This window comes from Marinobacter maritimus (assembly GCF_007671675.1).
Taxonomy (GTDB): Bacteria; Pseudomonadota; Gammaproteobacteria; order Pseudomonadales; family Oleiphilaceae; genus Marinobacter; species Marinobacter maritimus.
This window is the reverse complement of the sequence record NZ_VCGW01000001.1, coordinates 135267-149733: the sequence shown is the minus strand read 5'-3', so window position 1 is coordinate 149733 and position 14467 is coordinate 135267. Positions and strand designations below refer to the sequence as shown.

Genomic DNA, 14467 nt, shown 5'->3' with positions numbered 1-14467 from the left:
AAGTTGGCTTGGGCTCAGGCGCCAATCACACCTTTGTCATCGCGAGCAACAATAACAGTAGCATCCCGTGGGTGGTCACCTTCGCTGCCAAAGGGCCAATCCATGGCCGGGTGCTGAATATTCACGAACATGGTTCTGACATCCGGCGTCGTTACAACACCGGTTACCTCACAACCCTTGGGTCCCACGAAGAATCGCCGGATATCCCGGGTAACGGGGTTGGCCGCGAGCATCATGTTATTCTGATAGGGTGCGGCGTCAGAGCCATCTGTCTGGATCCAGAGGCGGCCATTGTAGTCAAACCACAAGCCATCCGGGCTGTTGAAGATGTTGTCATCGTTCAGCTCTACAGCAACCTCCCCATCCACAATTGTTTCTGTGCCCTGCTCTCCGGCAAAGACAAAGATATCCCATTGAAAGCCTGTTGCGGCAAAGTCGTCATTATCCTCGCTCCAACGGATAATGTGGCCAGTGCGGTTTTCAGCAATGGGGTTCGCCGCATCAATCTGGTCCTCGGTGCGCTGGGAGTTATTGGTCAAGGTAAAATAGACCTCACCCGTATTCGGGTCTACAGCGCCCCATTCCGGGCGATCCATAGGTGTAGCTCCTGCGATATCTGCTGCCAACCGTGTATTCAGCAGAACATCCGCCTGACTTTCAAAGCCGTCAAACAGAACATCGCCAATCTGTGAGCCCTGTGCAGCATCAACATTGGCCAAAAAGGCGGAATCGTCAAGCGTTAGAGGTAACCAAATGCCGGAACCGTCGTCGTTAAAGCGTGCTACATACAAGGTGCCCTCATCCAGCAAATACCCGCTGGCGGTCGCTGCGTAATAGGGCCGCGAGGAGACAAACTTGTAGATGTACTCAAAGCGCGAATCGTCACCGGAGTAACAGACAACGGGTTTGCCTTCTTCTACCGGCGCAAAAATAACACCTTCGTGTCCAAATCTGCCGAGAGCCGTGCGCTTCTGCGGCTTGCTCTCAGGTGTGAACGGATCAATTTCAACCATATACCCGTAGGTGTTGGCCTCGTTACGATAATCGTCTGTTGCGTTCGCTGCATTGGGTGTGATGTTGAACCGGACATATTGGTCGTCCCCACCTTCGGCAAGTTCCCAGTCGTATCGGGTGGCACCGCCAACACCATGGCGGGTCTGTTCCCGTGGTTGCGTTGGCGAGCCGTTTGCGAAGTAACCATGCCAGTTTTCCTCAGCCGCAAGGTAGGTTCCCCAGGGCGTCGGGCCCATTGAACAGTTGTTCAGCGTGCCCCGCGTCTGGGTGCCGTTCTTGCTGAAACGGGTCGAGAGTTTCTGATAACCGCGAACCGGCCCGCGGATATCCATCTCTGTATTGCCCGTAACCCGCCGGTTGAAGGGGCTTCCGAATACAACGTCCCAACTACCTGCGCTGTCTTGCTTTATATGAACCACAGATACGCCGTGCGCAGCCACTTCCTTACGCACCTCGTCGGCAGGGCGCATGCCAGTTGGATTATAGGTAGGGCCATCGGGGTGCAGAGCAGCCTGATTGATGTATTCATGGTTCATCACCAGCAGCCCTTCGTCAGAGCGATTGCCGCCAGCCTTGAAATCAATCGGGAAGAAATGCATTCCGTCATGGTGCATGCCTATCTGTTGTTCCTGATCTGCTCCGGAGTTGGATGCGTCTGCTCTGAACATTGGATAAGAGCCGGTGATCGGCGTCCCCCAAGGCAAGAAGGGCTTGGCTGAGTACCCTGCAGGCACAACAACCGTGTTTGCCGTGGAAACGGCTATAGCCTCAAAGCCAAGATCAGTCGTACCGACATCGGGGTTTATGCCCCCATTACTGCCGCCGCTCTTGCTGTCGCTTCCACAGCCTGCGAAGCCGACACCCATAATGCTCGCCAACGCAGCGCCAACGCTGCCTTTCATCAGGGTACGACGATGCATCCGAGTCGCCAGGACTTCGTGGAACGCCCTGTTGCCGGAATGGTTCACAACGGGTTCGTAATCGGGGTCCAGGTAGTTGGAATCAAGGTTGTGCTTGGCCATGTTATGTCTCTCTTTGTCTCTCTTGATAGGCAACAAACGGATGTTGTCGAGAGGACAGTGTCGGCGGGAGACATGACAGTGCGGAGACAATAAAAAGACAAAACCGTTAATCTTTTCGGAGAAGATTAACGGTTATGGTGTGCTCTGGGCAGGGGTGCTCCGACACGTATCAAGCGCGCCGGAGCGGATAAGCGATTATTTGGTCGCTTATTTGGTTACCTCGTCATAACCTTCTTCAATGGAGTCGCCTGCTTCCTCAGCGGCATCGCCCATTTCCTCACCAGCGTTTTCGGCGCCTTCTTCCATTTCGCCAATTACGCCTTCGTCTTGGCCGGTGGCTTCTTCATAGGTTTCTTCAATCGAATTGCCTGCATCGTCCACCATTTCTTCAGCGTTATCTGCAGCCTTCTCGAAATCAGCTCCTTCATTGTCTTCGGAGCTACAAGCAGCAAGGCCCAGGGTCAAAAACATAAGAAGCGCGCTGAGAGTAAACTTGTTCATAACATATCCCTCTGTTGGTAAGCGTTTGGAACCGTGTACAGGGTAAGGCCATGTCCGGCGCCATACAATTACCTGCTGATTACCCTTTATTTAACCAAGCGCGCTGGAGATCGGCTGGCCCTCGAGCATAAGCACTCTATCGAAGGGCAACATGGTCCCTCGACCAAGGAGGATGAAGTCCTGTCCGGCCCGGCTGAAAATATCCCGCACGACATCATGAACTGTGCAAATCTGCCCCGCACCATCGCGGTATACAACCTCCACAAGCTGCGCCTTGAACTCGTATTCACGGAGCCGGTCCAGGATCTGTCCGGACGTTGCAGAATTCAAATTATCAGAAGCTGTCATTGCCTGTTCATCCCTGTGTTTATCTTTTTTGTGCTGAAATTCTGGCTCACATTTTCCGACTCTGCCAGTTAATTGCTTTTTGTCATTTCGAGCCAACTCTACGATTGTTTTTCGAATTTGTTGCATTGATAGATTGTCCGACATAAATTCAGTTTGCGCGTTCCGCAATGGCGCATACAGAAATGGAGAGAAATCATGAATGCCAAAACTCATGACAACCTGGATTCGCAAACGTCAGCAACTTCGGTAGGTAAACCCGCAGCCTCTGTAAGCGGCATCGAAAAGTGGAAAGATCCGAAGCGTTACCTTTGGCTACTGGGCCCTGCCCTGCCTGGCATTGGTTTGGCGGCGCTAGCAGGCTATGCGGTGGCACCGAAGAAGCTGAAAGCCCTTGCCTGGACTGGTCCGGCTCTGGTTCATGGCATCATTCCCGCCCTGGATCGCGCTATTGGAGAGGACAAAAGCAACCCACCGGAATCTGCGGTTGCTCCGCTGGAACAAGACAAGTATTACAGCCGTATCGTGAAAGCGTTTATTCCTTCCCAATACGCGATGACAGTTTTGGGCGCATGGCTGGCCAGCCGAAAGAATACGCCGATAGAGGACAAAATCGGTTTAACATTGACCGTTGGCGCCATCAATGGCGTTGGCATCAATACCGCTCACGAGCTGGGTCATAAATCCAACAAGCTCAATAAGCTGATGGCGATGGCAGCGCTTGCACCTACGGGCTACACCCATTTTGTTGTTGAGCATAATTTTGGCCACCACAAGCGGGTAGCGACTCCTGAAGATCCCGCGAGCAGTCGCATGGGTGAGAGCTTCTGGAAGTTTTTACCACGCACAGTGTTGGGTGGTATGAAATCTTCGGTGAACATTGAGAGGGCGCGCCTGGAGCGTAAGGGCAAAAGCTTCTGGAGCCTGGAAAACGAGCTGTTGCAGGGCTGGGCAATGAGTGCCGGGTTCTTCGGGGCGACTACGTTGGTCTGCGGGCCAAGGGCAGTTCCTTTCCTGGCTGCGCAAGCGGTTTACGGCGCGAGTTTGCTGGAGAGTGTGAATTACATTGAGCACTATGGGCTGCTGCGCCAAAAGGACGATAACGGAAAGTACGTGCGCACTCAGCCGGAGCACAGCTGGAATAGCAATCACATTGTGACGAACCTGTTCCTGTATCAGTTGCAGCGTCATTCTGATCATCACGCCCATCCCCAGCGCAGCTACCAGGCGTTGCGGCATTTCGAGAAAGCTCCACAGTTGCCCGGCGGTTACGCATCCATGCTGCTACCGGCTTACGTGCCCCAGTGGTGGTACGAGACCATGGATAAGCGGGTGATTGATCACTATGAGGGCGATCTGAGCAAGATCAATTGGGATCCGGATCGCAAGGCGGGGTTGGTGGCCAAGTATGCGGATTACGCTGCTGAGGTGGCTGCCAAGGCTGCGGCGCGTCGGGAGGAAGCTTCTGGCTCGGCTTCGGAGAAGGCTGCTTAGTGTTCAGCATCAAAACTCTCGAGCCTGTAGCCTTCAGACTTAGGTGCGGGCCACCGGTGGGCCAAGGTTCTCAGGACACGCTGTAAATCGTCCCTATACGCTTGACGGCAGCATCCTTGCTGCCGACAGTCCTGAGAACCTTGGCCCACCGGCTGCTTGAAGTCTGGTGTGCCTGCCTTATTTTCCTTTGAATACTGCAGTTCGTCGTTCAAGGAAGGACTGAATGCCTTCTTTAACATCCTCGCTGGCCATCACTGGTTGCAGATCCGGGAACAAGCGCTGTTTTGCTGCTTCTTGGCCCTCGCTTACTGCGATTTTGGAAGATTTCAGACTGCCACGAACGCCCAAGGGTGCGGCACTGGCTATCTTCTCCGCAATTTCCAGAGCGACATTGAACTGCTCACCCGGCTCGACCAGCTCTTGTATCAGACCCCACTCGTACGCTTGCTCCGCCGTCCATTCGTCGCCGGTCAGCAGATAACGCTGAGCGTTACCCCAACCGATTTCACGTTGCAGGCGGATGGTGGCGCCACCGCAGGCGAAGATGCCGCGTTTGACTTCCAGCTGTGCAAAGCGGGTTCCTTTAGCCGCCACGCGGATGTCTGTGTTTAACATCATCTCGACACCACAGGTAAAGCAGATGCCCTGTGTGGCGAACACCACCGGTTTGCTCAGGCCGTCGCCGGTTATATGGAACGGATCCAGCTCGCCTTCACCCGGCTCGATACCTTTGCCGTTTGCAAACACACCCGCCCAATCGTCCAGTTGCAAACCGCTGGTGAAGTGGTCACCTTCTGCGTACATCAGGCCCACTCTCAAATCGTCATCGTGTTCCAGCTGGTAATAGGCCGCAGCAATTTCGTGGTACATGGCCCGGTTCATGGCATTCATTTTTTCCGGGCGGTTTAGCCCGATGAGCAGGATATGCCCTTTCTTTTCAACATCAACCAAAGCCATTAGAACCACTCCGCCTTCATATTCAGACAAGTGTCATCCATATTCCGCAACAATACCAAGTCCTGAGCCACCGTCGGGAGCTCCCAGTGGAAGAAGTACTGGGCGGCCTGGAGTTTGCCCTGATAAAAGTTGCGTTCGTCATCGCTGTTAGCAGAAGCCAACGCCTGGGCCGCGGCGTTGGCTTGGCGCAACCACATCCAGGCAACGATGATATGGCCGAACAAGTGCAAATAGCAGGAGGCGTTGGCGAGGCTTTTGTCCACCTCGCCGCTCATGAGGGACTTACCCAGGTTCTGGGTCACTTTAACAGCCTGCTGCAAGGTTTCACTCAATGACAACGCCCACTGCTGGCTGCGGTCGGTGGTTGCAGCTTCCAAATCTACCTGCATTTCCTTCATCAGTAACTGCAAGCCAAGGCTTTGGTCCTGCCAGATCTTGCGGCCGAGCAAATCCAGGCCCTGTATGCCAGTGGTGCCTTCATGAATGGGGTTCAGGCGGTTGTCGCGCCAGCACTGCTCAACAGGGTACTCGCGGGTATAACCCGCACCGCCATATACCTGAATGGCCAGGTCGTTGGCTTTCGGGCCGTGTTCGGAGGGCCAGGTCTTGATCACCGGGGTTAGCAAGTCCAGCAGCTTGCCAGCTTCAGCGCGTTTCTGTTCATCCGGATGGGTGTGTTGGTCGTCCATCAGACGTGCGCCATAAAGGCAAAGTGCCAACCCGCCTTCGCTGTAGGCTTTCTGGGCCAACAGCATTCGGCGCACATCGGCATGGTCGATGATTGGTACTTGCGGGCTTGCCGGGTTCTTTTCGGAAGCCTTGCGACCCTGCAAGCGGTCTTTGGCGTATTCCAGGCTGTGCATGTAGCCACGATAGCCAATTACTGCCGCGCCAAAGCCTACGCCAACACGGGCTTCGTTCATCATCTGGAACATGTACTTCAAACCCTGATGAGGCTCGCCCACCAGATATCCGTGACAAGGCGCATCGTCACCAAAACTGAGCGCGGTAGAGGTTGTGCCACGGTAACCGAGTTTGTGAATCAAGCCGGCGAGGCTTACGCCGTTGCGATCCGTGGGGTTGCCCTCACTGTCTACCCGGAACTTGGGAACGATGAACAGGGATATGCCTTTTACCCCGGCAGGAGCGCCTTTAATTTTAGCAAGCACCATGTGAACGATGTTCTCGGTGATGCTCTGCTCGCCACCGGAGATGTAGATTTTTGCGCCTTTGATCAGGTAGTGGCTGTCATCCGTTGGCGATGCGGAGGTGCGAATGTCCGCCAGCGATGAACCAGCGTGTGGCTCGGTTAGGGCCATGGTGCCACTGTATCGGCCGCTGAGCATGTTGGGCAGGAAGCTGGTTTTCTGTGTCTCGTTGCCGAACACGCGAATGAGGTTTGCAGCCGCAGTGGTCAGGAACGGATAACCTGCAGTGCCTGGGTTAGCGGCTGTGAAGAAGCCGTTACAGGCTGCCATAACGGACTCCGGAAGCTGCATGCCGCCCAACTCGTAATCATAACGCCCCGCAATAAAGCCGGCTTCGGCGTAGGCATCAAAGGCGTCTTTCACTTCAGGCAGCATTTCCACTTGGCCGTTAACGAATTTGGGTTCGTCTTTGTCGGCCGCACTGTTGTGGTTGGCGAACTTCTCTCTGGCCATTTTGTCAGCGGTTTCGATGACGGCATCGAAGGTATCGCGGTTGTGCTCGTTAAAGCGATCACGGCTGAGCAGGCTTTCGGTATCGAGAACTTCGTAGAGCTGGAACGCCAGATCACGGCGGTCTATCAGGGTATCGGTCATTTATGCAGCTTCCTGGTGATTGGCTGTAGCTATCTTTGGGTTACCTACAGGCTCTCACAACCGGGTTTTCCTGGGAACCGGCGTTTATGACATAATCATGGTTAAAATTGCCACCACATTGACTGACACCCGCATCACCCTATCTCGGAGTTATAGCCCGGAGACTCAATGCAGAAGGTATTTATAATTGGCTTTGACGGCGCTTTGGCCAGCGCTATAACAGGCGTGATTGATTTGTTTCGCCTGGCCGGCGTAACTTGGGCCCGTATTCATGGTGAGCAGCCAGTGCCGCACTTCGCCACCCGACTGCTGACACGTAACGGCGACCCTTGTAAGTGTATTAACGGCATCACCCTGCTATCAGATGGCAGCTGGGAAGAACAGGAGACAGACACTGCTGATCTGGTGATCGTGCCGACGATCGGTGCGCCGATTGATCAGGTTCTGGGTTCAAACCCGGATCTGATTGGTTGGCTTGGCCAGTTCAATAGCCTGAACACCAGCTCTGCTGGACAGGTTCGAGTAGCCAGCAACTGCACCGGGGCGTTTCTTCTGGCGCAGGCAGGCTTGCTGGACAATAGAGAAGCCACGACCCACTGGGGTTTCAGCAACGATTTTCGCCAGCGTTACCCGCAAGTGAATTTGAATCCGGAGAAGCTGGTGACCGTCGACGGGTATGTCGCTTGTGCCGGTGGCGGTATGGCTTGGTGGGATCTGGGCGTACATCTGATTGAGCGCCATGCCGGTGCCCAAGTTGCCCGGGAATTGACGAAGGCGTTTGTTATCGACGCTGGGCGCAATAGCCAGGCACCGTACAGCGCACTTCAAACCAGGCGGTATCATTCAGATCCGGTGATTCTGAAACTACAGGACTGGCTGGAGGAGCATTATTGTGACGCTGTAAACCTGCAATCTCTTGCCGCTTTAAGTGGACTGACTACGCGTTCGCTGATGCGACGATTCAAGCTGGCCACTGGAGACACTCCAACGGGGTACCTTCAGGCCATAAGGGTGGAAGCTGCACGCCGGAATCTGGAGAACTCCCGATTGCCAATAGAGGACATTACACAGTTGGTAGGCTATGAGGATGTCAGCTCTTTCAGCCGTTTATTCCGCAAACAGACCGGGCTTGCTCCCGGCGCCTATCGGTCACGGTTCGGTCGTTAGCGATAGCCGTGACCGCTTGGCCCGGGTTATGCATCGGATTACCGTGACAGCCACTGGCTGGACGTTTTCGTAAAGTATACTGACAGGTGTCACGTTGGAGAAAAATGCCATGAACGCACCCGTTCAACAGACCCGGGTTGAAGTTCTTAACCGGCTGTACACATTGAAGCTTGAACAGATCGAGCAGGCCAACCAGCAAGGTAACGATCTGCGCAATCAGGTGCTGGCTGCCGAAGCTGACGCCATTTTTAAGGCTCTGAAATCGGCCAAATGATCGTCCGACGACCCAAAAGGCGCTGCCAGAAAATAGCCTGATAGTGCCCTTTCACGTCACTTTCATTACCACTTCGGCGCTTGATCAATCACAAGTTGACTTGACCTGCGAGCCCGGGCACGTATCATCAGTTTCCAGGTTTCAACAACGGAGCAACCATGACCGCAAGGTCCTTCGGCTGCAAGCAGATCAATCGCCCCCCTATTACCGCTGATATCGCGCGGCATCGCGGGCGTCTACCTTACTTCCCAGACCCGCCGGCTTCTCGCTGATCCAACTCTTGGCACCCGTCATTATCGCCTCCAGGTGACTTATGCACGGCAGCCAACCGGAGACTAGACTCAAGGTCATATGTCATCCCCATTCATAATAAAAGAAATTCGCTAACGAGGCTGCGATGTCGCTACCGCTGGTTGTATTACTGCCGTTTCTGGGGGCCATAGCCGCCCCCCTGTTTGCCCAGGGAGGGCGAACGGCTATCGCAATAGCATCATCTGTTCCTGCGCTGATTGCACTGGCGGCGCTGTTTCCACACTGGTCTGTTCTTTCAGCGGGCGGCACTGTTCTGCACAGTTACGACTGGCTGCCGGCGCTCGGGCTCTCTTTCAGTTTTCGCCTTGATGGTCTGGCGCTTTTGTTTGCGCTTCTGATACTGATCATCGGTCTCCTGATCATTATTTATGCCCACTACTACCTCAAAGCCAAGGAAAATGTGGCCAAGTTTTACTCCCTGCTCCTGTGCTTCAAAGGCTCGATGCTGGGCATAGTGCTATCCGGCAACCTGTTGCTGATGCTTATTTTCTGGGAACTCACCAGCCTCACCTCCTTTTTGCTGATCAGTTTCTGGACCCACAAGCAGGACGCACGACGCGGTGCCCGGATGGCTCTGGCGATAACAGGAGGCGGCGGGCTCGCGTTGCTGGCAGGCATACTGCTCCTAGGTAATATTGTTGGCAGTTTTGAACTTGATGATGTTCTTGCCGCTGGCGATCAGATTAAAGCTCACGCTTTGTACCCGGTCGCACTGACTCTGGTTTTGCTTGGCGCCTTTACCAAATCAGCCCAGTTCCCGTTCCACTTCTGGCTCCCCCACGCCATGCAGGCACCCACGCCAATCTCGGCTTACCTGCATTCGGCCACGATGGTAAAAGCGGGCATATTCCTGATGGCGCGCCTTTATCCAGCTTTGGCGGGAACCGAGCAATGGTTCTACATGGTCAGCTTCACCGGCATGGCCACTCTGTTGATTGGCGCTTATATCGCCATGTTCAAACACGACCTGAAAGGCCTGCTCGCTTATTCAACCGTAAGCCATCTGGGCCTGATCACTTTGTTGCTGGGTATGGGCACCCAGCTAGCCGCCGTCGCCGCGATATTCCACGTGATCAACCATGCCACCTTCAAGGCATCGTTGTTCATGGCCGCCGGTATCATTGATCATGAAACAGGCACTCGCGATATGCGCCGCATCAACGGGCTCTGGCGCTATATGCCCCATACAGCCACGCTGGCCATGGTTGCCGCCTCATCTATGGCGGGCGTTCCTTTGCTGAACGGATTCCTCAGCAAAGAAATGTTCTTTGCCGAGTCCCTGCAGCTCAACCTTCCTGGCCTTTGGGCCTGGCTGCCGCCTATTATCGCAACACTGGCGGGCGTATTCGCGGTTGCCTACTCGGCGCGCTTTATTCACGATGTTTTCTTTAACGGAAAACCTGTGGACCTGCCCATATACCCGCCTCACGAACCACCGAGGTACATGAAATTTCCGGTGGAGATCCTGGTGTTCGTCTGCATCATGGTCGGTGTGTTCCCGACCATTTCCGTAGGGCCGCTATTGTTCTCTGCAGCATCTGCCACACTCGGCGGTGATGTACCCGACTACCAGTTGGCCGTTCTCCATGGCTTTAACCTGCCATTACTGATGAGCTTTCTGGCCTTCTTCGGTGGTCTGCTGATGTACAGCCAGCGTCAGCGCTTTTTCGACTTTCATGCCCGTTTCCGGGAAATTGACGGTAAGGCTGTATTTGAAGCCGTGGTTTCAGAGTTCGTAGACTTGGCTCATCGCTTTACTGCCTGGATCGAAAATGGTTCTTTACAGCGCTATGCCATGCTTCTGGTGGTGAGCGTGATTGCTGTCGCTGCCCTGCCGCTTGCAAAGAATGGGCTCTACATTGGTGAGAGCGGTCTCAGCCCAGTGGACTGGCCCACGGCGATTGCCGCAGGCATGCTGATTGTCTCTGCGCTGGCGACAGCGCTCTGGCACCGGGAGCGTTTCTACGCGCTGGTGCTCCTGAGTGTTGTTGGCCTGATTGTGGCGCTAACGTTCGCCCGTTTCTCTGCACCGGATCTGGCCATGACTCAGCTCTCGGTGGAAGTGGTCACCATTGTTCTGTTGATGTTGGCGCTTTATTACATGCCTTCATGGACACCCCTCGAAAGCTCGAGAATACAGCGGGTTCGCGACATTCTGATCGCTGCGGCCGCAGGTACCGGGATGACCCTGATCACCCTGGCCATGCTGACTCAGCCATTCAGCTCCATTTCCGAATTTTTCCTGGAAAACAGCAAGCCAGGCGGGGGTGGAACCAACGTGGTTAACGTGATCCTGGTCGATTTCCGTGGTTTCGATACCCTGGGTGAGATTACCGTGCTGGCCATTGCAGCACTTGGCATTTACGCCATGCTGAAAAACACAGCACTCACTCCACCGCCAGGAGACGGTCTGGGCCACCCCTGGACCCGGGACCATTACCCCTTGATGCTCCGGCAGATTGCCAGGCCCATGCTGCCGCTGGCGCTTATGGTGTCTGCGTATATCTTCCTGCGCGGACACAACCTGCCCGGGGGCGGCTTTATTGCAGGCCTCATTACCTCGGTGGCACTGATACTTCAGTACATCGCCAGCGGCATGATCTGGACACAGGATCGTATTCCATTCCGTTACCACAACGTTATTGGTCTCGGATTGCTGTTTGCGACCATTGCGGGTGCGGGAAGCCTGGCCTTTGGATACCCCTTCCTGACATCCACCTTTGGCTATATCACCTGGCCCTTCGTGGGCAAATTCGAAGTAGCCTCGGCTCTGGTGTTTGATCTGGGCGTATATATGGCGGTAATTGGCGCTACCCTGCTGGCATTGGTCAGTATTGGCCGGCTGTCGCCTCATTCGGCCATCAAGAGTAAAAAGGAGGGCGTGTAATGGAACTGGTTTTCGCACTGGTTATCGGTGCCCTGTCGGCATCTGGAGTTTATCTGCTGCTGCGCGCCCGCACGTTCCCCGTCATTATGGGGCTGACACTATTCTCTTATGGCGTAAATCTCTTCCTGTTTGCCACCGGGCGCCTCGCCACCGGTCAGCAACCGGTTATCGGAACCACTTCGAGCTACTCTGACCCTTTACCTCAGGCACTGGTGCTCACAGCGATCGTAATTGGTTTTGCCATGACGGCGTTTCTGGTTGTTCTTGCCCTGCGTAACCTGGCGGATAACGAAAACGACCATGTGGATGGCCAGCGTGAAAAACCGGCACCCTCACCGAAACACGAACAGGAGGTAAGCAGTAAATGACCCACTGGCTTATCGCTCCGATTCTGATTCCGCTGCTCGGTGGTATTTTGCAGGTATTCATGGGCTATGCCCCTATCAGCCTGCGCCGGACTCTGGCAATCGCCACAACGGCGCTGATGCTGGTGTCTGCTATTGTGCTGCTTGCCCTTGCCAGCGATGACAGTTATCGCATCTATGCGTTTGGCAACTGGCAACCTCCCTTCGGCATTGTTCTGGTTCTCGACCGGCTGGCGGCATTGATGCTCGCTCTGACAGCGGTTCTCGGCCTGTTTTGCCACATTTATGCCAGCGGCGGCGCCGATGAAGGCAACCGGCAATTTCATACCCTGTTTCTGTTCCAGCTGATGGGCCTGAATATTGCCTTTCTGACCGGCGACCTGTTCAACCTGTTCGTTGCCTTTGAGGTTCTGCTTATCGCCTCATACGGGTTGCTCATGCACGGCGGTGGCACCACTCGCACGGTGCCCGGGCTTCACTATGTCGTTCTGAACCTGGCGGGTTCCGCCCTGTTCCTGATCAGCGTAGGCATGATTTACAGCGTTACTGGCACCCTGAACATGGCAGACCTTGCAGTAAAAATTCCGCAAGTAACCGGCAGCAACCTGAACCTGGTGAAGGCGGGCGGCATGATGCTACTCGTTGTTTTCGCTTTGAAGGCCGCTATTCTGCCACTGTGTTTCTGGCTGCCCAAGGCTTATGCCAAGGCCACCGCTCCCGTTGCTGCGCTGTTTGCAGTTATGACCAAAGTGGGCATTTACGCCATCGTAAGAATCTACCCGCTGATCTTCGGAGAGGGTGCCGGAGAACTTGCAAATCTGGGTATGGACTGGCTCTTCCCGCTGGCCCTGATAACGCTCAGCATGGGTGTTATAGGGGCACTTGGTGCCGACAGTCTGAAAACCCTTGTAGCTTGGCAGGTTATTATTTCTGTAGGGACTTTGCTTGCACCCATTGCACTTGGCTCGGTGGCTGGTTTGTCGGCCGCCCTGTTCTATCTGGTCAGCACAACCTGGACGGTAGCCGCTTTGTTTCTGGTTTCCGAACTGGTCGCCAACCAGAGAGGCAGTGCCTCTGACAGCATCGTCACGGCACCGAAAATGCGGCACCGAACGTTCCTTAGCGTGCTGTTTCTTATTGGAGCTGTGGCCGCTGCCGGCTTACCGCCCCTGAGTGGCTTTTTCGGCAAGCTGCTGATTCTCCAATCGGTTGAGCCTGGTGTCGAAATGGCATGGCTATGGGGTGTGATGCTGGTGGGCAGCCTTCTTACGCTCATTGCCTACAGCCGCGCGGGCAGTATCGTTTTCTGGTGGAACGTGGATGGCCACCTGGAAACGCCAGAACCGATGAACAATCGGGTTTCGATCTCCACTGGCATTTTGACCTGCCTCACCATGCTCATTGTTGCCCTTGCGGGGCCCCTGAGTGACTACACCCATGCCACGGCTGAGCAGTTATACGACAACCAGGGCTATATTAATATCCTGCAAACGCCTGTGCATATTCCGCAGAATCCTTTGGTCGGGGAGATAAACTGATGTTTGACCGCCTGAGTTTTCCTCAACCCTGGCTCAGCCTGATTCTGTTCACTACATGGCAGATTCTCAGCGATGGCGTATCAGGTGGCAGTGTGGTTCTCGGCCTGATTCTGGCCTGGCTGATTCCTCAGATGACTCACGGGTTCTGGCCCGAGCGCCCCGCCTTTGTCAAAACCTGGCGTATGCCGGCCTACATCCTGCGAGTACTGAAGGATATTGTAGCCGCCAGTTTTTCTGTGGCCTGGCTGATCCTCAGTCCCCGCAAACCACGGCCGGCGTTCATCAATTACCCCCTGAAGCTTGAACACCCGCTGGCCATATCCATTCTCGCCAGCACCATTTCACTCACTCCCGGAACCGTCAGCGCGGATGTAAGCGATGACAAGAAAACTCTGCTGATCCATGCGCTGGATGCCACCAGTGATCAGGAGGTTATTGACACTATTCACAACCGCTACGAAAAGCCGTTGATGGAGATGTTCCAATGATCACTATTGCCTTGAATCTCGCCATTGCCATGGTGACACTGGCCGCGCTACTCAACGTATACCGCTTGATCAAAGGGCCGGATGAGCCCGACCGGGTTCTGGCAATCGATACGCTCTATATCAATGCCATTGCCCTGATCATTCTGCTCGGCATTACGCTGGGAACGCGTATGTACCTTGAGTCTGCCCTGTTGATTGCAGTTATGGGATTCGTCAGCACGGTAGCCATGGCCAAGTACCTGAAGCGGGGCAGCGTCATTGAATAACAACCCGACACATACGATCCGCCATTATCGGCCGA

The 14467-nt window shown here is 54.8% G+C and carries 13 protein-coding genes; 8 read left to right on the top strand and 5 right to left on the bottom strand.

What is annotated here, in order from left to right:
• Positions 1–14: 14 nt before the first annotated feature.
• From FFI90_RS00730 to FFI90_RS20240, 3 genes are all read right to left on the bottom strand, one after another.
• Entirely contained in the window at positions 15–2036 is a 2022-nt protein-coding gene (locus FFI90_RS00730; RefSeq protein ID WP_144775580.1) for a PhoX family protein, read from the bottom strand.
• A gap of 207 nt (positions 2037–2243) precedes the next feature.
• Positions 2244–2537, bottom strand: a complete 294-nt coding sequence (locus tag FFI90_RS00725) for a hypothetical protein (RefSeq protein ID WP_144775578.1) — start codon at positions 2535–2537, stop codon at positions 2244–2246.
• 90 nt (positions 2538–2627) lie between these two features.
• Positions 2628–3098 carry a hypothetical protein gene (locus FFI90_RS20240; RefSeq protein ID WP_246123254.1) on the bottom strand — a complete coding sequence of 157 codons (471 nt, stop codon included), beginning with the start codon at positions 3096–3098 and terminating at the stop codon, positions 2628–2630.
• Between FFI90_RS20240 and FFI90_RS00715 the strand changes: the two genes are divergently transcribed.
• The gene (locus tag FFI90_RS00715) at positions 3081–4376 is read left to right on the top strand and encodes an alkane 1-monooxygenase (RefSeq protein ID WP_144775576.1); all 1296 of its coding nucleotides are present in this window, start codon (positions 3081–3083) and stop codon (positions 4374–4376) included. The genes FFI90_RS20240 and FFI90_RS00715 overlap by 18 nt on opposite strands.
• A 177-nt stretch (positions 4377–4553) precedes the next feature.
• Here FFI90_RS00715 and FFI90_RS00710 read toward each other — a convergent pair whose 3' ends face one another.
• Positions 4554–5333: a crotonase/enoyl-CoA hydratase family protein gene (locus tag FFI90_RS00710; protein WP_144775574.1), complete on the bottom strand. Its 780-nt coding sequence runs from the start codon at positions 5331–5333 to the stop codon at positions 4554–4556.
• On the bottom strand, positions 5333–7135 hold the full coding sequence (locus FFI90_RS00705) for an acyl-CoA dehydrogenase (protein ID WP_144775572.1): 1803 nt from the start codon (positions 7133–7135) through the stop codon (positions 5333–5335). The genes FFI90_RS00710 and FFI90_RS00705 overlap by 1 nt, the downstream gene beginning before the upstream one ends.
• A 168-nt stretch (positions 7136–7303) precedes the next feature.
• Between FFI90_RS00705 and FFI90_RS00700 the strand changes: the two genes are divergently transcribed.
• The 7 genes from FFI90_RS00700 (at position 7304) to FFI90_RS00675 (ending at position 14432) form a co-directional block, all read left to right on the top strand.
• A complete protein-coding gene (locus FFI90_RS00700) occupies positions 7304–8302 on the top strand; it encodes a GlxA family transcriptional regulator (protein ID WP_144775570.1) in 999 nt (332 codons plus the stop codon).
• A gap of 109 nt (positions 8303–8411) precedes the next feature.
• On the top strand, positions 8412–8576 hold the full coding sequence (locus FFI90_RS20055; RefSeq protein WP_186317893.1) for a hypothetical protein: 165 nt from the start codon (positions 8412–8414) through the stop codon (positions 8574–8576).
• Between the two features lie 397 nt (positions 8577–8973).
• Complete coding sequence (locus FFI90_RS00695) at positions 8974–11775, top strand: monovalent cation/H+ antiporter subunit A (protein WP_144775568.1); 2802 nt, start codon at positions 8974–8976, stop codon at positions 11773–11775.
• Entirely contained in the window at positions 11775–12143 is a 369-nt protein-coding gene (locus tag FFI90_RS00690) for a Na+/H+ antiporter subunit C (protein WP_144775566.1), read from the top strand. Before FFI90_RS00695 ends, FFI90_RS00690 begins: the two co-directional genes overlap by 1 nt.
• On the top strand, positions 12140–13678 hold the full coding sequence (locus tag FFI90_RS00685) for a monovalent cation/H+ antiporter subunit D (RefSeq protein ID WP_144775564.1): 1539 nt from the start codon (positions 12140–12142) through the stop codon (positions 13676–13678). Before FFI90_RS00690 ends, FFI90_RS00685 begins: the two co-directional genes overlap by 4 nt.
• Positions 13678–14166 carry a Na+/H+ antiporter subunit E gene (locus tag FFI90_RS00680; RefSeq protein WP_144775562.1) on the top strand — a complete coding sequence of 163 codons (489 nt, stop codon included), beginning with the start codon at positions 13678–13680 and terminating at the stop codon, positions 14164–14166. The genes FFI90_RS00685 and FFI90_RS00680 overlap by 1 nt, the downstream gene beginning before the upstream one ends.
• Complete coding sequence (locus FFI90_RS00675; RefSeq protein ID WP_144775560.1) at positions 14163–14432, top strand: K+/H+ antiporter subunit F; 270 nt, start codon at positions 14163–14165, stop codon at positions 14430–14432. Before FFI90_RS00680 ends, FFI90_RS00675 begins: the two co-directional genes overlap by 4 nt.
• Positions 14433–14467 lie beyond the last annotated feature (35 nt).

What these genes read in the sequence shown, in the direction of transcription:
- FFI90_RS00675 (WP_144775560.1), top strand. Translation starts at nt 14,163, where the DNA reads ATGATCACTATTGCCTTGAATCTCGCCATTGCCATGGTGACACTGGCC.
- FFI90_RS20055 (WP_186317893.1), top strand. Translation starts at nt 8,412, where the DNA reads ATGAACGCACCCGTTCAACAGACCCGGGTTGAAGTTCTTAACCGGCTG.
- FFI90_RS00695 (WP_144775568.1), top strand. Translation starts at nt 8,974, where the DNA reads ATGTCGCTACCGCTGGTTGTATTACTGCCGTTTCTGGGGGCCATAGCC.
- FFI90_RS00680 (WP_144775562.1), top strand. Translation starts at nt 13,678, where the DNA reads ATGTTTGACCGCCTGAGTTTTCCTCAACCCTGGCTCAGCCTGATTCTG.
- FFI90_RS20240 (WP_246123254.1), bottom strand. Translation starts at nt 3,098, where the DNA reads ATGAGTTTTGGCATTCATGATTTCTCTCCATTTCTGTATGCGCCATTG.
- FFI90_RS00730 (WP_144775580.1), bottom strand. Translation starts at nt 2,036, where the DNA reads ATGGCCAAGCACAACCTTGATTCCAACTACCTGGACCCCGATTACGAA.
- FFI90_RS00710 (WP_144775574.1), bottom strand. Translation starts at nt 5,333, where the DNA reads ATGGCTTTGGTTGATGTTGAAAAGAAAGGGCATATCCTGCTCATCGGG.
- FFI90_RS00705 (WP_144775572.1), bottom strand. Translation starts at nt 7,135, where the DNA reads ATGACCGATACCCTGATAGACCGCCGTGATCTGGCGTTCCAGCTCTAC.
- FFI90_RS00700 (WP_144775570.1), top strand. Translation starts at nt 7,304, where the DNA reads ATGCAGAAGGTATTTATAATTGGCTTTGACGGCGCTTTGGCCAGCGCT.
- FFI90_RS00725 (WP_144775578.1), bottom strand. Translation starts at nt 2,537, where the DNA reads ATGAACAAGTTTACTCTCAGCGCGCTTCTTATGTTTTTGACCCTGGGC.
- FFI90_RS00685 (WP_144775564.1), top strand. Translation starts at nt 12,140, where the DNA reads ATGACCCACTGGCTTATCGCTCCGATTCTGATTCCGCTGCTCGGTGGT.
- FFI90_RS00690 (WP_144775566.1), top strand. Translation starts at nt 11,775, where the DNA reads ATGGAACTGGTTTTCGCACTGGTTATCGGTGCCCTGTCGGCATCTGGA.
- FFI90_RS00715 (WP_144775576.1), top strand. Translation starts at nt 3,081, where the DNA reads ATGAATGCCAAAACTCATGACAACCTGGATTCGCAAACGTCAGCAACT.